Below are 20,138 nucleotides of genomic sequence, written 5' to 3'. Positions count from 1 at the left end.
TCGGCGGGATTCCTGGTTGCCGGCCAGCGGCCGGCACTACCGTGTGTCGATCGGCGGTCGCACAAAAAAGAAAGCCCGCCAATTGGCGGGCTTTCTGCCTTCTCACGACGAGTGAGGAGAAACTCAGGCAGCCGGCTTTTCGCCAGTGGCCTCGGTGGTGATGCGGATGTTCACTTCATCGCTGACGTTCGGGGCGTACGCGCCGACGCCGAAATCGCTGCGCTTGATGGTGGTGGTGGCATCGAAGCCTGCCGCCGGCACCTTGGCCATCGGGTGCTCGCCGCCGCCGTTGATGGTGACATCCAGGGTCACCGGCTTGGTGATGTCCTTGATGGTCAGGTCGCCGGTGACGGTCAGCTTGTTGGTGCCGTTGGCTTCCACCTTGGTGCTCTTGAAGGTGGCGGCCGGGAACTTGGCGGCGTCGAAGAAATCGGCGCTCTTCAGGTGCTCGTCGAACTTGGCGGTGAAGCTGTTCAGGCCGGTCAGCGGCAGCTTCACTTCCACGGTGGACTTGGTCACGTCAGCGGCGTCATACACCAGGGTACCTTCGGCGCTGCCGAAGTGGGCGGTCGGGTGCGAGAAGCCGAAGTGGCTCCACTGGACCAGCACGTCGGTGTGGGTCGGGTCGAGCTTGTAGGTGCCCGAGGCGATCTGGATGGGCTCGGCAGCCGGGGCGGCAGCCGCAGCATCTGCCGCCGGGGCGGCGGTTTCGGTGGCGGCCGGCGCGTCAGCGGCCGGAGCAGCGGCTTCGTCGGCCGGCTTGGAGCAGGCGGCGATGGCCAGGGTCAGGGCGAGCGGCAGCAGCAGTTTGCGGGTCACGGTCATGTCAGGTCTCTCTCGTAATCGAAGGGAAAAGAAAAAAAATTCATGCAGCCCATCCGCACGGACGGGCCACGATCCGGCGGTAACGCTTATGCGATGCGGGCGGCTTCGTCGAAGGACAGGCGAGGCAGCCGCGGGAACAGGCCCGAGGCGTCACCGTACCCCAGGTTGACGAGGAAATTCGACTTGATCGCGGTGCCCTTGAAGAAGGCTTCGTCGACCTTGGCGTTGTCGAACCCGGACATCGGGCCGGCATCCAGACCCAGCGCGCGCGCGGCCAGGATCAGGTAGGCGCCCTGCAGGCTGCCATTGCGGAACGCGCCTTCGGTGCGGCCTTCACGCGGGCCATCGAACCACGCCTTGGCATCGGTGTGCGGGAACAGGAACGGCAGCTTCTCGTGGAAGTCTTCGTCGAAGGCGACGATCACCGTGACCGGGGCGGCCAGGGTCTTGTCGTGGTTGCCTTCGGACAGGGCCGGGGCAAGCTTGGCCTTGGCTTCCGGGGATTTCACGAACACGAAGCGTGCCGGGCTGCCGTTGGCGGCGGTCGGGCCCCACTTCAGCAACTCGTACAGCGCCTTCAGCTGGCTGTCGTCGACCGGCTTATCAAGGAAGGCGTTCTGGGTGCGGGCGGTACGGAACAACTGATCGAGCGCAGCATCGTCAAGGACGTGGGACATGAAGCCTCCGGAAACAAGGGGAATCGTTCGCGCATCGGCTACCGTGGCAGGGCGACCGCGCGATCGGCGAAGGCTGGCAGTGTAGAGTGTCGCGACAGTTGCAACACCCAGCCTGACTGAAACGAATTAATGCCATACGTGAAACGATGGAGTCCGCCCTGGACGATCACTGACGGCCGTGCCGGCAATGTGCGGCAGGCGGTGGCCCTGGCCACGGCATTGAAGCTGGGGGCGCATCGTCCGCTGGTGCTCACCCCGCGCGCGCCCTGGCGCTGGCTGGCCCCGCGCTGGTTGCCGGGTGCCGCCAACGGCTACGGCGAGGCCTTCGCCACGCTTGCCACCGAGGTACCCGAACTGGCCATTGGGTGTGGCCGCCAGGCCGCCGGCGCGCTGCGCGAACTGCGCCGCCGTGGCACCAGGGTCGTCCAGATCCTCGACCCTCGCCTCAGCCCGCGCCATTGGGACCTGCTGGTCGTGCCCGAACACGACCGCCTGCGCGGCAGCAACGTGCTCACCCTGCTGGGCAGCCTCAATCCGGTCAACGATGACTGGCTGGCCTGCGGCCGTGCGGCATTCGCCGCGTTCAGCGCCCTGCCCGGCCCGCGCACCGCGCTGCTGGTCGGTGGGCCGACCCCGCATGCGCCCTGGCACGAGCCGGACATGGTGCAGGTGTTCCAGCAGCTCGCGTCCCAGCTGCGCGAGGACGGCGGCAGCCTGCTGGCCACGACCTCGCGACGTACCCCACCGGCCCTGGTCGGGGCGCTGCGCAGTGCGTTTGCCGAGGTACCGAATGTGATCTGGGGCGATGGCGGCGACGGCGTGAACCCGTATGCCGGGCTGCTGGGCTGGGCCAACCGCGTGGTGGTCTCGCCGGATTCGGTGAACCTGCTTTCTGAAGCGTGCGCCACGCGCATGCCGGTCGCCGTGGCCCTGGCCGACCAGGCGCAAGGGCGACTCGCACACTTCCAGCACGCGCTGCGCGAACGTGGCCGGTTGCAGACGCGCTGGCTGGACTGGCAGACGCAGGGCCGCATCGAGCCGCTGCGCGAGACCACGCGCGTTGCCGATGAAGTACGTGCGCGGTTGGGGATTCAGGCCTGACGGCATCGCGCAGCGTTATGATGCGGCCGCGGCCGGTGCCGCCGGAGACCGTGTGACATGGACGTACCCTGCGCTGCGCTGATCAAGCGCCTGCATCCCGCCCTGCTGTGTGCTGTATTGCTGGGCGCTACGCTGACCGCACACGCCGAACCGCAGTGCACCGAACGCTATCCCACGCCGGCCGCGTTGGCCTCCATGTTCGATGTGGCCTTGGCCACCACCGACGCGCTGGATGCACTCGAGGGCGTGGATGTGGTGCTGATCGCCCGCGGTGGCCAGGACCTGAGCAAGTACGGCCTGCGCCACAGCCATCTGGCCTTCCTGCTGCGCGAAGACGACGGCCAGTGGCGCGCGGTGCACCTGCTCAATCCGTGCAAGACCGCCGAGTCGCACCTGTTCCGCGAAGGGGTCGCCACCTTCATCGGCGAAACCTCCAGCCATACCGACCTGCGCATCGGCGTGCCGACACCTGCGCTGCGCGATGCACTCAAGGCGATGCTCACCCAGCCGGCGATCCAGGCCAAGGCGCTGCACGAGGCGCGCTACAGCGTGGTGGCCTATCCGTTCCGCACCGAGTACCAGAATTCCAACCAATGGGTGCTGGAAGTGCTGGGCGCGGCGATGGCGCAGGTGGAAGAGCGCACCCTGATCGTCAACCGTACCCAGGCCCAGCAATGGCTGCAGCGGCACATGTATACCCCCAGCACGCTGCACATCGGCGTGGCCAAGCGGCTGGGCGCGCGCTTCTTCGTGCCCAATGCCGCCGTTACCGACCACCCGGCCAGCGAGCGCATTTCCGGCAACTACTCAGTGGTGACGGTGGAATCGATCTTTGACTTCCTGCAACTGCGCAGCAGCCTGCAGCAGGAGCTGGCCGTGCCGCATGTGCCGGTGAAGGGCATTACCGCCCCCAAACCGTGAGTCCGCGGCGGGCAGCACGCCAGCGGGCATACTGCGGACCCATGTTGAGACATCAGAAGGATCTTCGATGACACGTGTTTCGCGCGCAGTCGTTGCACCGCTGCTGGCCATTGCCGTAGGCGCGGCCAGCCTGCCCGCGCCCGCGCAGGTGGTGGGCATCAATCACCCGGTGACCAGCAGCGTCATCGTCACCTCGGTGGTGAGCGTGGTCGTGGTGACCGCACCGGTGTGGCTGGTCTCGGCCGGCCTGAGCAAGGCCAGCGATGCTTCGGCCCGACGCAGCCGCGCGGCCAAGGACGCACGTGGCAAAGCCGGTCCGCTGCCGCCGCTCACCGTGGAGAAGGTGGAACGCACGCCCGACGGCGGCCTCGAAATGGCCCTGCAGAACCCGCAGGCACCGGATGAGCCGGCCGTGATTGCCTGGCCTGCGCGCGAGGACAACCCGGCAGCCGCGGTGGCGGTGGGCGACGTACTGGCGCTGACACCCACCCAGGGCGGCGCCGGCTGGACGGTGACCACGGCCGAGGGCACGGCCTTGGCCTTCCTGCCCATCGATGCGGCGGCGGCGCAGCCGAGTACACGTTGGTAACCCCTCGCTGTCCGCTGTCTTCTGGAGCTATTGAATGAACCGGATATCCCGTCCTGCCGCTGCGCCACTGCTGGCGCTGGCCTTGCTCGCGACCAGCCTGCCGGTCACCGCCCAGAACCTCAGCAATGCCTCACCGGTCACCAGCAGCGTCCTCACCACCTCGGTGGTGAGCCTGGCGGTGATCACCGCCCCGGTCTGGCTCAGTGCGTTGGGCGTGAGCGAACTGCATGACGCCGCCATGCCGCACAACCGCGCCGCCCGGGCCGCAAAGCGACAGAAGGCCGCGCCGATGCCGCCACTCACCGTGGAGCGCGTAGCGCAGCAACCGGACGGCAGCTACGAGGTGGAGTTGAAGAACCCGCAGGCCCCGGATGCACCGGCCGTGGTGGCATGGCCGGCGCGTGCCGACAACCCGGCGGCCGGCGTGAAGGTCGGCGATGTGCTGGCGTTCACCCCGACCCCGGCCGGCGCGGGCTGGATGGTGGCCGATGCCGAAGGCGCCGCGCTGGCGTTCCTGCCGACCCAGGATGCGGCGGCTACCAGCATGAGCGAACGCTTCTGACTGAACCGGCCCGGGCTGGCCCTCGGTCGGCCAAGCCCGGATAATCCGCCGTTCCCCTGACTCTTCCGGCTCGCCATGTCCGCGCGTCCTGCCATTGCCTTTGCCCCATTGACCCCGCGCTCGCTGTTGCTGGCGGTGCTGGCCATGGGCGCGGTGGTGCTGGGTTCGAACGTGCTGGTGCAGTACCCGATCAACGACTGGCTCACCTGGGGCGCTTTCAGCTACCCGGTGGCGTTCCTGGTCAGCAATCTGATCAACCGCCGCTTTGGGCCGGAGGCGGCACGGCGGGTGGCCTGGGCCGGGTTTGCGTTGGCGGTGCTGCTGTCGATCTGGATCGCCACGCCGCGGATCGCGGTGGCCTCGTGCCTGGCCTTCATCGCTGCGCAGCTGCTGGACATCACCGTGTTCGACCGGCTGCGCCGTGGGCACTGGTGGCGCGCGCCGATGGTGGCGACCACCTGCAGCGCGACGCTGGATACGACGATTTTCTGGAGCATCGCGTTCGCCGGTTCCAGCCTGCCGTGGGTGAGCTGGGCGCTGGGCGATCTGGCGGTGAAGCTGACCATCGGCGTGTTCCTGCTGGCGCCGTTCCGCGCGTTGCTGTGGAAGATGGCGCCGCGCGCGGTGTGACATCGCGCCGATCGCCCGGTGTAGCGCTGGCGGTCGGGCATCACCCTGGGTCGGGCATCGCTATCGGTCGGGTATCGCTATCGGCCGGGAATCGCTATCGGTCGGGCATCACGATGGGTAGTGCCGGCCGCTGGCCGGCTCTGCAGAGTTCATGGGAGCCGGCCAGCGGCCGGCACTACCGGTGCCAGAGCGGTTCGAGGTCGGTGACGGTGCAAACCGCCGTCAGCTGACGACATCGATCTGTTGCTGGAACGGCAACCCCGCCGCATCGCTTGCCGCGATGATCATCGCGCGTGCTGCTTCCAATGCAGGTGTCGGTGGCGCCAGGCGTGGGCGGCGGTCCAGCGTGCAGGCCAGGCCCACATCCAGCAGCGCCGCATGCGCCTCATGCAGGCCAGCGCGGGTGCCGCCGGGCAGCCAGGCGATGTCGGCCAGCGCGTCGATCAGGCTGGGGGTATCGCGCGGTTGCACCACCTGCGGGTGCGTAACGGCGCTGTCGAGCACGCCGGTCTGCAGCAGGAATTCGAGATCGACAATGCCACCTGCGCCCTGCTTGAGGTCGAGCCGTGCGGCATCGCTGCGGTCCAGTTCGGCACGCATGCGCGCCCGCATCTTCAGCACGTCGCTGTAGAGCACGGCGTTGTCGCGCGGGCGCGCCAGCGTCTGCGCGCGCACCCGTTCGAAGTCGGCCAACAGCGAGTCATCACCGGCGATGGCGCGGGCGCGCACCAGTGCCTGGTGCTCCCAGGTCCAGGCGCGTTCGCGCTGGTATTCGGTGTAACTGGCCAGTGAGGACACCAGCGCGCCCTTGCCACCGTCCGGGCGCAGACGCACGTCGATGTCGTACAGGCGGCCGGCGGCGGTGACCGCGCCGAGCATCGCCATCACCTTCTGCGCCAGGCGCGCATACCAGCGGCCGGGGTCCAGCGGGCGGGGGCCGTCGCTGCTGTCCTGATCGGCCGGGTGATCGTGCAGGAAGACCAGATCCAGGTCCGAGCCGAAGCCCAGCTCCAGTCCGCCCAGGCTGCCGTAACCGATGATGGCGAAACGCCCGCCGGGAATGCCGCCGTGCTGGCGCTGCATGTCGGCCTGCACCAGCGCGAGCACGGTGACGACGACAGCTTGGGCGAGTTCAGCCAGTTGTCGGGTGGTGTCGACCGCGCGCTGGCGACCATCCAGCGTGGCCATCGCCATGCGGAAGCTCAGCGCCAGCCGGGTCTCGTTGAGCAGGCGCAGCGCGGCTTCGGGATCATCGATGGTCAGCGCGACAGCGCACTCGGCCTGCATGCCCGCGGCGTCCGGCATCGGACCGGAGACGCGCACGTCCAGCAGTTCATCGAGCAGCAGCGGATACGCCGCCAGACGCTCGGCCAGCAGTGCGCTGCGTGCAAGCACGTCGACCAGGCGCGCCAATGCGCTGGGCTGTTCGTCGAGTAGGGCGAGATAGCTGGTCCGGCGCAGAATCGCCTGCAGCAGGCCGAGCACGCGCTTGAGCGCGGCATCTGGCTGCGGTGAGCGCGTGGCGGCGTGCAGCAGCGCCGGCAGCACGCGGTCCAGGCGCGCACGCGCGGCATCGGACAAGGACTTCACCCCGGAGCTCTGCGCGAAGTCGCGCAGCGATTGATCGGCGCTGCCGGCATCGAAGAAGCCGGCTTCGGCCAGCACCTCGGCGCTGCCGTTGTCGGGCAGGCCGCGCCAGTAGCTGGCCAGTGCATCCGGCGCGGCCTGGCCACGGCGCGGTGCGAGCAGCGCGGCGAACTCGGTGCTGACGCGCTCGCGCTGCACATCCAGCGCGGCAACCAGCGCGTCCCAGTCTTCGTAACCGAGTCCGCTGGCGATACGCAGGCGGTCGGTGGTATCGGTGGGCAACGCATGCGTCTGTGCATCGCGCAGCATCTGCAGGCGGTTTTCCAGGCGCCGCAGGAACCCGTAGGCATGCAGCAGGTCGGCGCCATCCTGCTCGGCCATCTGGCCGGAGGCGACCAGCGCCGGCAGCGCGTGCAGCAGACGACGCTCGCGCAGTGGGGCTTCGCGGCCGCCGCGGATCAGCTGCAGGGCCTGCGCGAGGAATTCGATTTCGCGGATGCCGCCGGGGCCGCGCTTGATGTCGTCGTGCATCTCGCGGCGCGACACTTCTGCGGTGATCGCGGCCTTCATCTCGCGCAGGCCATCGAGCGCGGTGAAATCCAGATAGCGGCGGTAGACGAACGGGCGCAGGGTCTGCAGCCACGCTTCGCCCGCAGCGATATCACCGGCGACGGCACGCGCCTTCAGCCAGGCATAGCGCTCCCAGTCGCGGCCTTCGCGCTGGAAGTACTGGTCCATACCGGCGAACGACAGCGCCACGCGCCCGGCATTGCCGAAGGGGCGCAGGCGCAGATCGACGCGGTGGCTGAAGCCATCCACGGTGGTGTCATCGAGCAACCGCGCGAGGCGCTGGCCGAGGCGCGCGAAGTATTCCTCGGCGGCGAGCGGGCGCGCGCCATCGGATTCGCCGCCCTGCGGGTAGGCGTAGACCAGGTCCACGTCCGAACTGAAATTGAGTTCACCACCGCCCAGCTTGCCCAGCCCGAACACGACCAGCTGCTGCGCGCTGCCGTCCGCCGCACGGACCACGCCATGGCGGCCGGTAAATTCCTGCTCCAGCGCGGAGAGTGCGAGCTGCAGGCACTCCTCCGCCAACCGGGTGGCACCGCCAAGGGTGGCAGGCACGTCATCCTGCCCGGTCAGGTCGCGCCAGATCAGGCGGGTGGAGGCGGCGGTGCGGTAGCGGCGCAGGCGCTGCTGCCATTCGCTGGGCTGGAGTGGATCCAGTTCCGGCAGGGGCAGCGGTGGGCAGCCCTCCTGGGTGAGATGCGACAACAGCGCCGGCTGTCGGCACAGGGTGTCGATGGCGAAGTCACTGGTGACGGCCAGCGCGCGCAGGGTCTCCAGCACGGGCGCCGGAGGCGGCCAGTGGCCGGCGTCGGTAAGCGAAAGGGCCAGGCGCGCCAAAGCGCGATCAACCAGGGGAACAAGGGCGTCGGGGACGCGCGCGGGCGCGGCGAGGTCGGAGATCGGCATGAGGAGATTATGCCCGGCGCGGGTCGCCCTGCAGGGCAGGAAGCGTGTTCACCGGTTGCGCGGTCATGACCGGGCGCGTGTCGACGCGCGAGACCCATCGGCGCCCCGGTGTTCCGAAGGCGAGACATAAAAAAGCCCGCTTGCAGCGAACTGCCAGCGGGCTCTGCTCCCTCCCCCACGTCGGGATGCAGGTCGATCTTCTAGGGTTGGCGACGAACTTGCACGCTGCACTGCAAAACAATACTTGCGGGTACAGAAGTAGGCCGGAAACCTGAACAGGGGAGCGACGAAGTGAAAACGCCATCCCACCAAGGTAGAACCCCTGCCCCTGCGTGGATCGCCGATAATGGAGATCCCCCCAAAAACGTTGTCGTCATGTCTGTCGATCGCATTGCAAACGCGCGTCTGCGTGACCGCGTTGTCTCCGCCGAAGCTGCCGCCGCCCTGATCCAGCCGGGTGAAACCGTCGCCATGAGCGGCTTTACCGGTTCAGGTTATCCCAAGGCGGTGCCGGTCGCGCTGGCGCAGCGCATCGAAGCGGTGCACGCCCAGGGCCTGCCCTTCCAGATCAGCCTGATGACCGGCGCCTCGACCGCGCCGGAGCTGGATGGCGCGCTGGCCAAGGCCGATGGCATCGCGATGCGCATGCCCTTCCAGAGCGACCCGGATGCGCGCAACCGCATCAACGAGGGCAAGCTGGATTACATCGATATCCACCTCAGCCATGTCGCCCAGCACGTGTGGTTCGGCTTCTATGGCGATATCGATACCGCGGTGATCGAGGTCTCGGCGATCCGCGAGGATGGCTCGCTGGTGCCCTCCACTTCGGTCGGCAACAACAAGACCTGGCTGGACCTGGCCAAGAAGGTGATCGTCGAGGTCAACGAATGGCAGCCGGCCGGCGTGGACGGCATGCACGACATCTACTACGGCACCGCGCTGCCGCCGCACCGCAAGCCGATTCCGCTGGTGCACGCCAACGACCGCATCGGCGAGACCGCGCTGCGCTGCGACCCGGACAAGATCGTCGCCGTCGTGCGCACCAACGGCCCGGACCGCAACAGCCCGTTCAGCCCGATCGACACCACCAGCGAGCAGATCGCGCAGTACCTGATCGAGTTCCTCAAGCACGAGGTGGCCAAGGGCCGCCTGCCAGCCAACCTGCTGCCGCTGCAGAGCGGCGTCGGCAACATTCCCAACGCGGTGCTGGCCGGGCTGGCCAAGAGCGGCTTCCGCGATCTGAGTGCGTTCACCGAAGTAATCCAGGACGGCATGCTCGATCTGCTGCGCGATGGCGTGCTGAGCTACGCCTCCTGCACCGGCTTCGCGCTGAGCCCGCAGGCGAACGAGACCTTCAAGGAACACATCGATTTCTACCGCGAGCGCATCATCATGCGCACGCAGGAAATCTCGAACCATCCGGAACTGGTGCGCCGCCTGGGCTGCATCGGCATGAACGGCATGATCGAGGCCGACCTGTACGGCAACGTCAATTCGACGCACGTGATGGGCAGCCGGATCATGAACGGCATCGGCGGCTCGGGCGATTTCGCGCGCAACGGTTTCCTGTCCGCGTTCCTGAGTCCTTCGACGGCGAAGAACGGCAGCATCTCGGCGATTGTGCCGATGGTCAGCCACGTGGATCACACCGAGCACGATGTGTCGGTCATCGTCACCGAACAGGGCCTGGCCGATCTGCGCGGCCTGACCCCGCGCAAGCGTGCGCGGGTGGTGATCGACAACTGCGCGCATCCGGATTTCCGCGATCAGTTGAATGATTACTTCGACCGCGCCAGCCGCGAGAGCTATGGCAAGCACACCCCGCACCTGCTGCCCGAAGCGCTGTCATGGCACCAGCGGTGGCTGGATACCGGGACGATGAAGGCCTGATGCTGCACGGTACCGACCAACGGTCGGTACCTACCGGGGCGTTCTGTTTCCGTGTTGCAATGCACGGACCGGGGCGTTCTGTTTCCGTGTCGCGATGCACGGACCGGGGCGTTCTGTTTCCGTGTCGCGATGCACGGACCGGGGCGTTCTGTTTCCGTGTTGCGATGCACGGACCGGGGCGTTCTGTTTCCGTGTTGCGATGCATGGACCGGGGCGTTCTGTTTCGTGGTAGTGCCGGCCGCTGGCCGGCTCCACGCATTACCGTCCGCAAGCCCGGATGCGCGTTTGGTACATGAAGAGCCGGCCAGCGGCCGGCACTACCCGGGGAGCGGCCCCCGCGTGGTTCAGGATCCCGTCCGCAGGGCGGTCACCACGCGGTCAGCGATCGCTCGCCGTCAGCGGTTCCGCAGGCTCGCCAGCGATTCGGCCTGCAGCCGCTCGTAGATCGCGAACTCGTCCTCCACCGTCATGCCCAGCGCCTGCTCGAAGGCATCGCGGTTGGCGTGCCCGGCGTAGGCGCGTTGTTCGTCGCCGCCGAGATTGGACTGGAAAATGCCCGCGGCGCTGACCGGCAGGAAATCCTCGTAGACGATCGGGTCGGCGCTGGCCAGACCGGCGGCAATCAGCGCTTCGGCCGGGAGATCCGCAACGGCGGCCGGGTTGGCGCGACCGGCGTCGGTCAGGGCGTAGCGGTAGTACCCCAGACCCTCGCGGCGCAGGGTGTCGTGGTCGTCCGGGAAGGCGGTGAATGCCGCGGCCAGACGCGTCGGGTAATCCTGACCGGTACTCCCGGCGCCACCGCTGTCGCGCGCCTGCGCAAGCAGCTGGTCATACAGCGCACGGCCCTTGGGCGTCAGGGCGAGGCCCCGCTGTTCGATCTCACCGAAACGCGCGGTATGCGTGCCGGCATCCCCAGCCTCCCCCGAGGGGAAGTGCACGGTTTCTTCCAGCGCCTTGAAGCTGGTCTGGCGCAGCAGGATCGGGCACCGCCGCGGTGGCGGACCTTCGATCACCGCCTTGGCGTCGATGCCACGGGCGAGCATGCCGGCCTGCGCGGCGTCGATATCCAGCGTGCGCGGGGTCAGGTGATTGATGTGCGGACCACGGAAGCTGACCACGTCGGCGATCAGCCGGTGCGCGTCATGCAGCGCGTGATAGGTGTCCAGCGATACCGTGGCATCGCCGTGCCAACGGAAGGTCTCCAGCGCCTCGATGACGAAGCGGCGCGCATCGGCCTCGTCGAGGCCGCCCTCGCGTTCGGCCTGCGCAATCAGGGCCAGCGCGGTGTCGGTGAAGATCCGGCGCTGGGCAAGAATGGCAGCGGACTGCTCGCGCAGCGCGGCGTTCTCGATCAGCTCCAGCCGCAGCAGCGAAGTGAACACGCGGAATGGATTGCGCGCCAGCGCCTGCGCGGTGCGCGGGCGAAAGGCGGTGGAATGCACCGGCACGCCGGCCACCGAGAGGTCGTAGTAACCCACCGGGTACATGCCCATCAGCGCGAACAGGCGGCCCAGCGTGGCCAGCTCTTCGGCGGTGCCGACCCGGATCGCGCCGTGGCGTTCCTGGTCGAGGCGGGCACGTTCGTCAGTGCGGTCCAGCTGCTCGGCCAGCGCCGGGTTGGCGGTCAGCACGGCGTCGTTGATCTCAGCCACCAGGTCGACCAGCGTGCCGTAGAGCGGCACCTCGGTGCGGTACATCGTGGACATCGCCTGCGCGAACAGGCTGCGGATATCGTCGGGTGAAACGAAACGGTCGGTGCTCATGACGTACTCGGCAACGGATCACGGGGGAAGGTGCAGCAAGCGCTGCATTGTCGCCGAGGGCGTGGGTTACCGCGATCTGCACAGCAACAAAGGGACAACCGGGTAGGGCCACCCCATGGGTGGCTGCACGGAATGCAATGGTCGCAAAGGGCAGCCACCCATGGGGTGGCTCTACCCGATGGCACCCGGTGGATGCGTGCGCGGCAACTCAGCGCGCGGGTGGCGTGGGACTGCTCGCCGCACGCTGGCGCTGCTCGCGGTTGCCCAGCTGGCGCTGCAGCGTGGCGTCGAGCTTCACCGGGCGGTCCCAGTGGTCATGGCTGGCGACGATGGCGTGGCGCAAGGCGCGCCAGTGCAGGTTGGTCGGCGTGACCGGCAGCTCGGTCACCACCGCTTCCCAGCGTTTGGCCTCGCCCTCCTGCGGCACTGCGCGCGACCACGCCTGCACGCTCTCGCGGCAGGAACGTTCGATCACATGCGCCCAGAAACAGGCGAAGTAGATGTCGCCCGCCTGCCAACCGTGAGTGTGCATCAGCGCGGCGATGTAGCCGCGCGAGACGCCGGCATAGCGCGAGACTTCATCCAGAAAGCTGTCCGGGTAGCGCTCGGCGTAGTGGTTGATGTCCTGCAGCTGGGTGTCCACCCAGGCATCGCCGGTGTCCACCACGTAGGCGGCGGACTGCTCCGGGGTCTGCTCGGCCGCGGCTGCCCAGGGCAGCATCAGCAGCAGCGCGAGCAGGCCGGCGCGCATCATCCGGCCTGTGCGGCCTTGGCTTCGATGGTCCGCAGGGCCTGCGGCCAGTCGAAGGCGGTCGGCGCGTCGACCATGCGCGGTTCGTCGTCGGCCACGCCGTGCTGGGTCTCGTGCGCCCAGGTCACCGCGTAGGGAGTGTGGATGCCCCAGCCACCGAGGGTGATCACCGGTTCGATGTCCGAGCGCAGCGAATTGCCGACCATCACGAAGCGCTTGATCGGCAGATCGAACTCCTCCAGCACGCGGGCATAGGTTTCCGGGTCCTTCTCGGAGACGATCTCGATACGCGGGAACAGGTCGCGCAGGTTGGCCACCTTGATCTTGGCCTCCTGATGGAACAGGTCGCCCTTGGTGATCAGCACGACCGGGTAATCGCGGGCGATCTCGGTGACCGACTCACGCACGCCGTCGATCAGCTCGACCGGGTGGCGCAGGGTGTCGTGGCCGATGTCCAGCATCTGCTGCAGGTCGCGGGCACTGATGGTCTGGTTGGTGATCTCGATGGCGGCTTCCACCATCGACAGGGTCATGCCCTTCACGCCATAGCCGAACACACCGAGATTGCGCTGCTGCACTTCCAGCAGGTGGCGCGCGGTCTGCGTGTCGTGCACGTCGATGTAGCGCGACAGGATATCCAGGTAGTCCTGCTCGGCCTTGCGGTAGAAATCCTCGCTCTTCCACAGCGTGTCATCACCGTCAAAACCAACCAGGCCGATAGCGCCTTGCGGCGTGGGCAGGGAAGTCATCATCGGCCAAGGATACCAACAGCGGCCCAGCGACCCCACCCCGCGGCGCATAAAGAAAGGGCGGCCGAGGCCGCCCTTTCCCCCTCACTGCGCTACCGGTGTCCCCGGTCCTTACTTGCTCTGCTGGGCGCCGTTGCCGGCGGCCTTGCCCTGCTGGGCGGCCACGTACGCCTTGTATTCATCCGGCGAGAGCTCGCCGTCCTTGTTGGTGTCGGCCTGGTCGAACACCTGGGCAAGGCCCGCGTTCACCTGTGCCTCGGCCTTGCTGATGGTGCCGTTGCCGTCGGTATCGACGCTGGCCCACGTCTGGCCACCGCCACCACCGGCCTGCGCGGAGGCCTGTGCGGCGGCGTTGGCAGCGGTATCTGCTGCGTCGCCCGCCTGCGCTGCCGCCTGCTGTGCCTGGGCGGCCTGATTCTGCGCCTGCGCGGCACTCTGCTGTGCCGACTGGGCCATCGCCGGAATGGCCAGCACACTGCCTGCGGCGACGATCAGGGCGATCAGGGGCTTGCGGTTGCGAATAGTCATTGGGGTGGTCTCCTTGGTAGGTATTGCGCGGCCTGTTGTTTCCGCACGGCCCCACACTGCCACCCCGTTTGTGAATCGATATTGCCCCTCGACCGCGCTGCGCACGCAGCCTTAACCACCTGCGCGAACGCGTGCATTACCGCAGTGGTTAGCCGCAGGTGAGCAGTTGGTAACACGCCCATTCATTGGCCCGGAATTTAACCGGATGCGAACGCAATCTCACGCGGTGTTGCTGTTTTTTTCGCCTGAGCGGGAACTGAACAGAAGCCACCCCAGTGCAACACCGCCGATCGCGCCGGCCACTTCGAGCACCACGCGCGAGCCCAGCTCGTTCGGATCATGGATACCGGCGAGGAACAACCGCGCATACAGCGGCGACTCCAGCCGCATCATGCCCATATAGAAGAGATTCCACGCATCGATGCCGGCCGAGGCCACCACCGCGATCACGCAGGCCCAGCCGATCGCATGCCCGTCGGTCCAGCCTGCCCAGCGGCACAGGCGATGCCACAGCGCATACACCAGCAGCCCGACCAACAGCGCGATCAGCCCTGCCTCCAGCGTTCCCAGCAATCCAACGTGCAGCGGCAGGTTCATCGTGGTCCGATCCGGCGGTCAGCGCACAGTGTAGCGGTGCGCCTCAGCGGACCGGCACATCGTAGGCCGTGGTCGGCGCCGGCTCGGGCTGCAGGGTGAAATGCCACCATTCCATCGGGTAGTTGGCAAAGCCATGCCGGGCCATCGCCTGGCGCAGGTGCTGGCGGTGGCTGCGCTGGGCCGCGCTGATCTCCGGCGCATCGGTATGCGCGCGCGGGCCGAAGAAATCGAAGTCGGTGCCCATGTCCACCGGCGCGCAGGGGCCGGTGCGGCAATCGAGCAGGGTCAGGTCGACCGTCGCGGCCCGGCTGTGGCCGGAGGTCTCGGCGATGTAGCCACCGAGCAGGGCCGGCTTGTCGAGGTCCGGGTACTGCAGGGCCTTGCGCGACTGCTCCTTGGGATCCTGTGCCCAGGCGACGAAGGCCGTCACCGCGTGAGCCGGGCGGTAGCAATCGTAGAGACGCAGCGCGTAGCCTTCTGCGCGCAGGTCGGCCTCCACCTGTGCGAGCGCGGCGGCCGCCGGGGCAAGCAGATAGCACTTGGGCGCGTCATAGCCGGGCACACGCTGGCCGGTGAAGTTGTCGGGGCCGGCGTAGCGGATGTCCTGTTCGATCGCCGGGGCCAGCGTGCGGATGTCGACCAGTCCGGCCTCGGCCACATCGCGCGCGGACGAGATCGTGACCGCTGGCGCTGCCGCGTGGGCACTGCCGGCCAGCAACGCCAGCAGCAGCGCGCTACGGGCAATCGCCGGTGCGGGTGAAGTGCAGGTCCTGGTAGTCATAACTGAAGTCGATCTCCGGATCGATCGCGGACAAGGTCAGGGCGGGCGTCGCGCCGGGCTGCAACTGCAACCACGGCTCGGCATCGGCCCCGAGCGTATCCCACTGCACCAGCCAGCGCTCACCGAGCTGCATGACCTGGCCGCGCAGCATCGGCGACTTGGCGACGGTGAAACGCAGCGCGCCCTGCTCCGGGCAGAGCAGCGCCTCGCCCAGCCACGGATCGCGATAACGGCCGTGCGCGGCAGCGGTGGTGCGAAGCGAGGCGGCCCGGCGCGCGCCGGTATCCGGGCGCACCTGCCCGGCATCGCGGCGGCCGGTGCGCTCCTGGTCCAGCAGGGCCAGATAATGGCTCGCGTCGGCCGTGTCGTCCGGTGCGGTGTAGGTCTTCAATGCGGCCTGCATCAGCGCGGTGCGTGCATCCTCGGCGTCGCTGTTGATCAGGATCACCACGCCGACCTTGCGGTCCGGCAGCAGCGCCAGCGAGGAATACATGCCCGACAGCGTGCCGGTGTGGGCCACCTTCCACTGGCCGTCCATGTCCGACACGCGCCAGCCGTAGCCATAGGCGGACACATGTGCATTGTCCCAGCGACGTTGGCGCTCGCCCAGCGGCATCGGCATGTGCGCGGTCCAGAGCGCGCGGCGCTGCGCCGTGCTCAGCCAACCGGGCACGAGCGCCGGATCGAGCAGCACCTGCATCCAGCGGGTCATGTCGCGCAGGCTGCAGCGGATGCCGCCGGCAGCCATCGAGGTGAGATCGGCGCTGGTCTCACCATCGGCACCGCGCACCACGTTGCGGCCGTCTTTCCGCGTGTGTGGCTGGGCGACGTTGCCAACCGCCGCCACCGACCACGCGCCGACCTGGCAGCGATCCATGCCCAGCGGCGAGAAGACTTCCTCGCGCAGCAGTTGATCGTAAGGTTTGCCACCGGCTGCGGCGGCCACTTCACCGGCGACCACATACATCAGGTTGTCGTAGGCATAGCCGCTACGGAAGCTGGTGACCGGCTTGAGGTGGGCGAGCCCGGCGATGATGTCCTGGCGGGTGAAACTGTTGGGCTCGGGCCACAGCATCAGATCGCCCGCCCCCAGGCCCAGGCCGCTGTTGTGGATCAGCAGATCGCGGACCTGCATCTGCTGCGTCACCCACGGGTCATGCATGCGGAATTGCGGCAGGTACGTGATGACCGGATCGTCCCAGCGCAGGAGACCGCGGTCGACCAGCCGGGCGAGCAGTGCGGCGGTCATCGCCTTGCTGTTCGAGGCGATCTTGAACAGGGTATCCGGATCGATGGCCTCGCCCTGCCCGGCGCGGCGCTCGCCACGGGTGCCGATGAAGACGGGGTTGCCATCGTCGACGACGGCCATGGCGATGCCTGGCAGGTGTTCGTGGGCGACGGTCTGATCGAGCAGGCGATTGAAGGTATCGGCCGGGTCGGCTGCCCGTGCGCTGGGCGCGAGGGCCAGGGTGCAGGACAGGCCAAGCGTGAGAAGGCGCGATGGGATGCGCGGTGAGGTGCGTGACGGCATGGATTCCCTCGTCATGGCCGGAGGGCGTGCTTTTTCTGGCCGCCGGTTGAAAGCTGTACCGACCAACAGTCGGTACCTACCGGATGGCGGTGAAGGCAGGTGCCGACTCACTGTCGGCACCTGCCACGCACGGAACGGATCAGAAGTTCCAGGTCACCATCAGCTGCGTGTAGCGCGGTGCCTGCCAGCGGGTGCCGGTGTTGAAGGTGTTCTCGCGCACCTGGCCCGGCTGGGCTTCATAACGCTGGTGCACGTTGATGACGGTCTGGTTATTGAACAGGTTGTAGACCGACAGGCGCGCGCTCAGGTCGATGCCCTCCACCGGCAGCCGCCAGGTGACGTTGGCGCCCATGGTCCAGGTCCACGGCAGGCGACCGAAGGCGCCGCGCGGGCTGTACTCGAACTGGCGCTGGTTGTATGGGCCCGAGCAGTTGGCCACGCACAGCCAGCCGGTACCGCCGCCGCTGCCTTCACTGGAGGTGCTGCCGCCGGCCACGGTGTCGTTGGGCCACATCACGCCGAAGGCGGTGATCGGGCCACCGGACAACACCTGCAGCGTGGTGCCGAACGACCACTGCTCGTTCAGCGCGTAGGCGGCGCGGAACTTGAACTGATGGCGGAAGTCGTTGAACAGCGGGCCATAGCGCTGGTTGTTGGACGGATGATCCCAGTGCTGGACCATGCCGGTGTCGCCGTAGTTGGTATCCGAATTGACCGGACCTTCGAAGTTGCCATCGCTGCGCGACCACAGGTAGGACGCGTTGAACAGCCACTTCTCATCCCACGCGCGGTCGATCTGGAATTCCAGCGCCTTGTAGGTGCGCTTGGGCTTGGAATAGCCCACCACCTCCAGGCTGCCGCCCTTGCGGTAGCCATCCTTGGAGGTGTCGATGGTGATCCAGCCCTCGGTGGCGCAGCCGATGCTGGAGTCGCCCCAGATCGTCAGGCTCTCGCCCGGGTTGGCGATCGGCCACAGGGTGGTGCCCGTCGGGCCGCACGGGGTGTGGTTGATGCGCATGTCATCCAGCGCGCGGTCCATCTTGCGGTAGGTCGCGTTGACGCCCCACGACCAGGCCTGGTTGATCATGGTCTGGAAGCCGAGGATGTACTCGTCCTGGTAGACCGCCTTCAGGTCCTTGTCCACGCTCTGGCGCAGGTCGGCCGCGCCGGTGTTCATGCGGGTATCGACCGGGCCGATCTGCTGGCCGATGACCGGGGCCATGTACGGCGCACCGGTGACCGGGTTGGATTGCTGCTGCCAGCCGTTGAGGACGTAGTAGGAGTACTCGTCGGTGAGGCCGCCGGCGAAGTTGACGTTGATGTTGTTGGTCACCGGCAGGTAATAGCGGCCGGCGTTGCCGAACAGCTTGGTGCTGCCGTCGCCCTTCATGTCCCACGAGAAGCCGAAGCGCGGCGCGATCAGGTCGTCCATCTTGATGAAGGCGTCACCATCGGCGGTGCGGTTCTCGAAGCGGTCCCAGCGCACGCCGAGGTTCAACATCAGGTTCGGGGTGATGTTCCAGATGTCTTCCAGGTAGAACGCGTTGGCCTCCGTCTCGAAGGTGCCGCCGGACACGCGGTTGCGTGCGCGCAGCATCTCGGTCACACCGGCCGGCACATAGGCGTTGGCGCCGTCCCACACTTCATCGCCGGGCCGGGCGACGTAGGCGGTATAGCTGAGCTGGGTCGGCCCCGGGTAACGCGTGGACTGTTCGGTGGTCATCAGCTCGCGGTCGACACCGAAGCGCAGCAGGTGCGTGCCCAGCTGCCATTCGAAGTCCAACCGCGCGACTTCACGCGTGTCGTCGCGTTCGGCAATGGCGGCGCCGGTGGGATGGCAGCCCGGGCGCAGGCCGTTGAGCTTGCCCAGACGTGATGCATAGCTGGCGTCGGTGAACACCGGGCTGCACGCTTCATCCAGCGAGGAGTTGGTGAAGGCGCGCTGGTTGTTCTCGCCCACCATGGCACGTGCGGTGAAGGTCTCGCCGAAGTGGCCGGTATAGGTCGCCGACCAGTTCTTGCCACCGGTCTCGGTGACCGAATCGCCGCCCCACGCACCGATCTGATCGTCATCCCAATCGTAGTTGTACGCGCCGTTGGTGATTTCGCCCTCATCGGAGAACGCCAGCAGCGCCAGGCTGTGGTTGTCGTTGATGTTCCAATCCAGCTTGGCGCCCCAGAAGCCGTTGTCGCTCTTGTTCTTGAACCAGCTCAGCGCATCGGAGGAGGTGTTGTGGCCGGTGTCGTCGCGATCTTCATACATCGCGAACAGGAACAGCTTGTCCTTGATGATCGGGCCGGAGCCCCAGACGTTGGTCTTCAGGAACGAGCTGTTGTCGCGGCTGGCATAGGAATGCGGCGTGCCGTCGCGGTGGAAGTGGTCACGCGGGCTGGAGCGCAGCGCGCTCGGTTCGGCAGTGACTTCCACGCCGCCCTGGAACTCATTGGTGCCCGAGCGTGTCACCGCATTGATCACGCCGCCGGTGGAACGCCCGAACTCCACCGAGTAGCCGCCGGTCTTGACCTGGAATTCGTTGAAGAAGCCGAACGGCGCGCTGGAGAAGCCACGACGGGTGTACATGTCGGTGACGTTCAGGCCGTTGATGAAGACCGCGTTCTCAGCCACCGAGGAACCGGCGAAGGACAGCCCCCCGAACGAGGAATTGCCACCGACCACACCGGGTGCCAGCAATGCCACCGCCGATAGATCCTGCGCCACCGGCAGGCGCGACAGCTCCTGGCGGTTGACGTTGAACGAGGTCTCGGTGGAGTACACATCCACGCGGTTGACCACGCGGGCACCGATCACCTGCAGCGCATCGAGGTTGACCACATCGCCGCTGCTGGCCAGGTTGACCGTGGTGGTGCCGCCGACGGCCACGCTCACCGCGAACGGCTCGCCCAGCTTCTGGCCATCACGGCTGAGCTGCAGCTGGTAATCGCCGACCGGCAACTGACCCAGGCGGTAGCTGCCATCGGCACTGGCGGTGACCGTACGGGTCAGGCCGGTGCCGTTGCTGACCACCGTCACCTGGTCACCGGCAGTCGCACGGCCGGCCACGGCACCACTGACGTTCTGTGCCGAAGCGCCCATCGGCACCAGGCCGCCCAGACACACGCCGAGTGCGGCGTACAACGCCGCACGCTTCAATCGCTTTGCATTCATTCCCTGCTCTCTCC

17 protein-coding genes are annotated in these 20,138 nt (G+C 67.5%); 6 read left to right on the top strand and 11 right to left on the bottom strand.

All coding sequences use genetic code 11. The features are described from left to right. Positions 1-123: 123 nt before the first annotated feature. Positions 124-825 carry a YceI family protein gene (locus tag ABE483_RS06375; RefSeq protein ID WP_346481351.1) on the bottom strand — a complete coding sequence of 234 codons (702 nt, stop codon included), beginning with the start codon at positions 823-825 and terminating at the stop codon, positions 124-126. Positions 826-911: 86 nt separating this feature from the next. After that, a complete protein-coding gene (locus ABE483_RS06370) occupies positions 912-1,502 on the bottom strand; it encodes a malonic semialdehyde reductase (protein WP_088434587.1) in 591 nt (196 codons plus the stop codon). Positions 1,503-1,631: 129 nt separating this feature from the next. Between ABE483_RS06370 and ABE483_RS06365 the strand changes: the two genes are divergently transcribed. From ABE483_RS06365 to ABE483_RS06345, 5 genes are all read left to right on the top strand, one after another. Further along, the gene (locus ABE483_RS06365) at positions 1,632-2,603 is read left to right on the top strand and encodes a mitochondrial fission ELM1 family protein (protein WP_346481350.1); all 972 of its coding nucleotides are present in this window, start codon (positions 1,632-1,634) and stop codon (positions 2,601-2,603) included. 57 nt (positions 2,604-2,660) lie between these two features. After that, positions 2,661-3,524 carry a DUF2145 domain-containing protein gene (locus ABE483_RS06360; protein WP_313211648.1) on the top strand — a complete coding sequence of 288 codons (864 nt, stop codon included), beginning with the start codon at positions 2,661-2,663 and terminating at the stop codon, positions 3,522-3,524. A gap of 67 nt (positions 3,525-3,591) precedes the next feature. Then, positions 3,592-4,113, top strand: a complete 522-nt coding sequence (locus ABE483_RS06355) for a hypothetical protein (protein ID WP_346481349.1) — start codon at positions 3,592-3,594, stop codon at positions 4,111-4,113. Between the two features lie 34 nt (positions 4,114-4,147). Continuing rightward, positions 4,148-4,675 (top strand): hypothetical protein, encoded by a 528-nt coding sequence (locus tag ABE483_RS06350; protein WP_346481348.1) that lies wholly within the window; start codon positions 4,148-4,150, stop codon positions 4,673-4,675. 75 nt (positions 4,676-4,750) lie between these two features. Beyond that, positions 4,751-5,305 carry a queuosine precursor transporter gene (locus tag ABE483_RS06345; protein ID WP_259261656.1) on the top strand — a complete coding sequence of 185 codons (555 nt, stop codon included), beginning with the start codon at positions 4,751-4,753 and terminating at the stop codon, positions 5,303-5,305. Positions 5,306-5,527: 222 nt separating this feature from the next. Here the strand turns inward: ABE483_RS06345 and glnE are convergent, their stop codons facing one another. Then, entirely contained in the window at positions 5,528-8,368 is a 2,841-nt protein-coding gene (gene glnE / locus ABE483_RS06340) for a bifunctional [glutamate--ammonia ligase]-adenylyl-L-tyrosine phosphorylase/[glutamate--ammonia-ligase] adenylyltransferase (protein ID WP_346481347.1), read from the bottom strand. Between the two features lie 375 nt (positions 8,369-8,743). On the opposite strand from glnE, the gene ABE483_RS06335 reads away from it, so the two are divergent. Further along, positions 8,744-10,258, top strand: coding sequence for an acetyl-CoA hydrolase/transferase family protein (locus ABE483_RS06335; RefSeq protein WP_070471520.1), 1,515 nt, complete (start codon positions 8,744-8,746; stop codon positions 10,256-10,258). A 395-nt stretch (positions 10,259-10,653) separates the two neighbouring features. Here ABE483_RS06335 and ABE483_RS06330 read toward each other — a convergent pair whose 3' ends face one another. From ABE483_RS06330 to ABE483_RS06295, 8 genes are all read right to left on the bottom strand, one after another. Further along, positions 10,654-12,021 (bottom strand): VOC family protein, encoded by a 1,368-nt coding sequence (locus tag ABE483_RS06330; RefSeq protein ID WP_346481346.1) that lies wholly within the window; start codon positions 12,019-12,021, stop codon positions 10,654-10,656. 208 nt (positions 12,022-12,229) lie between these two features. Next, positions 12,230-12,775 carry a hypothetical protein gene (locus ABE483_RS06325; RefSeq protein ID WP_313211657.1) on the bottom strand — a complete coding sequence of 182 codons (546 nt, stop codon included), beginning with the start codon at positions 12,773-12,775 and terminating at the stop codon, positions 12,230-12,232. Then, the gene (locus ABE483_RS06320) at positions 12,772-13,524 is read right to left on the bottom strand and encodes an HAD family hydrolase (protein ID WP_123731350.1); all 753 of its coding nucleotides are present in this window, start codon (positions 13,522-13,524) and stop codon (positions 12,772-12,774) included. Before ABE483_RS06320 ends, ABE483_RS06325 begins: the two co-directional genes overlap by 4 nt. Positions 13,525-13,632: 108 nt before the next feature. Then, positions 13,633-14,049, bottom strand: a complete 417-nt coding sequence (locus ABE483_RS06315; protein ID WP_259262113.1) for an EF-hand domain-containing protein — start codon at positions 14,047-14,049, stop codon at positions 13,633-13,635. Positions 14,050-14,268: 219 nt separating this feature from the next. Continuing rightward, positions 14,269-14,646: a hypothetical protein gene (locus ABE483_RS06310; RefSeq protein ID WP_121042305.1), complete on the bottom strand. Its 378-nt coding sequence runs from the start codon at positions 14,644-14,646 to the stop codon at positions 14,269-14,271. A gap of 43 nt (positions 14,647-14,689) precedes the next feature. Then, positions 14,690-15,427, bottom strand: coding sequence for a M15 family metallopeptidase (locus tag ABE483_RS06305; protein WP_346481345.1), 738 nt, complete (start codon positions 15,425-15,427; stop codon positions 14,690-14,692). Next, positions 15,381-16,958: a serine hydrolase domain-containing protein gene (locus ABE483_RS06300; protein ID WP_346481344.1), complete on the bottom strand. Its 1,578-nt coding sequence runs from the start codon at positions 16,956-16,958 to the stop codon at positions 15,381-15,383. The genes ABE483_RS06305 and ABE483_RS06300 overlap by 47 nt, the downstream gene beginning before the upstream one ends. Before the next feature lie 139 nt (positions 16,959-17,097). Further along, a complete protein-coding gene (locus tag ABE483_RS06295; protein WP_313220112.1) occupies positions 17,098-20,124 on the bottom strand; it encodes a TonB-dependent receptor in 3,027 nt (1,008 codons plus the stop codon). Positions 20,125-20,138 lie beyond the last annotated feature (14 nt).

Origin of the sequence: Stenotrophomonas sp. TWI602 (genome assembly GCF_039674045.1) — a bacterium.
Classification (GTDB): Bacteria; Pseudomonadota; Gammaproteobacteria; order Xanthomonadales; family Xanthomonadaceae; genus Stenotrophomonas.
The sequence above is the reverse complement of the archived record's forward strand: the minus strand, read 5'-3'. Positions and strand labels throughout refer to the sequence as shown.

What these genes read in the sequence shown, in the direction of transcription:
- ABE483_RS06375 (WP_346481351.1), bottom strand. Translation starts at nt 825, where the DNA reads ATGACCGTGACCCGCAAACTGCTGCTGCCGCTCGCCCTGACCCTGGCC.
- ABE483_RS06370 (WP_088434587.1), bottom strand. Translation starts at nt 1,502, where the DNA reads ATGTCCCACGTCCTTGACGATGCTGCGCTCGATCAGTTGTTCCGTACC.
- ABE483_RS06365 (WP_346481350.1), top strand. Translation starts at nt 1,632, where the DNA reads ATGCCATACGTGAAACGATGGAGTCCGCCCTGGACGATCACTGACGGC.
- ABE483_RS06360 (WP_313211648.1), top strand. Translation starts at nt 2,661, where the DNA reads ATGGACGTACCCTGCGCTGCGCTGATCAAGCGCCTGCATCCCGCCCTG.
- ABE483_RS06355 (WP_346481349.1), top strand. Translation starts at nt 3,592, where the DNA reads ATGACACGTGTTTCGCGCGCAGTCGTTGCACCGCTGCTGGCCATTGCC.
- ABE483_RS06350 (WP_346481348.1), top strand. Translation starts at nt 4,148, where the DNA reads ATGAACCGGATATCCCGTCCTGCCGCTGCGCCACTGCTGGCGCTGGCC.
- ABE483_RS06345 (WP_259261656.1), top strand. Translation starts at nt 4,751, where the DNA reads ATGTCCGCGCGTCCTGCCATTGCCTTTGCCCCATTGACCCCGCGCTCG.
- glnE (WP_346481347.1), bottom strand. Translation starts at nt 8,368, where the DNA reads ATGCCGATCTCCGACCTCGCCGCGCCCGCGCGCGTCCCCGACGCCCTT.
- ABE483_RS06335 (WP_070471520.1), top strand. Translation starts at nt 8,744, where the DNA reads ATGTCTGTCGATCGCATTGCAAACGCGCGTCTGCGTGACCGCGTTGTC.
- ABE483_RS06330 (WP_346481346.1), bottom strand. Translation starts at nt 12,021, where the DNA reads ATGAGCACCGACCGTTTCGTTTCACCCGACGATATCCGCAGCCTGTTC.
- ABE483_RS06325 (WP_313211657.1), bottom strand. Translation starts at nt 12,775, where the DNA reads ATGATGCGCGCCGGCCTGCTCGCGCTGCTGCTGATGCTGCCCTGGGCA.
- ABE483_RS06320 (WP_123731350.1), bottom strand. Translation starts at nt 13,524, where the DNA reads ATGATGACTTCCCTGCCCACGCCGCAAGGCGCTATCGGCCTGGTTGGT.
- ABE483_RS06315 (WP_259262113.1), bottom strand. Translation starts at nt 14,049, where the DNA reads ATGACTATTCGCAACCGCAAGCCCCTGATCGCCCTGATCGTCGCCGCA.
- ABE483_RS06310 (WP_121042305.1), bottom strand. Translation starts at nt 14,646, where the DNA reads ATGAACCTGCCGCTGCACGTTGGATTGCTGGGAACGCTGGAGGCAGGG.
- ABE483_RS06305 (WP_346481345.1), bottom strand. Translation starts at nt 15,427, where the DNA reads ATGACTACCAGGACCTGCACTTCACCCGCACCGGCGATTGCCCGTAGC.
- ABE483_RS06300 (WP_346481344.1), bottom strand. Translation starts at nt 16,958, where the DNA reads ATGCCGTCACGCACCTCACCGCGCATCCCATCGCGCCTTCTCACGCTT.
- ABE483_RS06295 (WP_313220112.1), bottom strand. Translation starts at nt 20,124, where the DNA reads ATGAATGCAAAGCGATTGAAGCGTGCGGCGTTGTACGCCGCACTCGGC.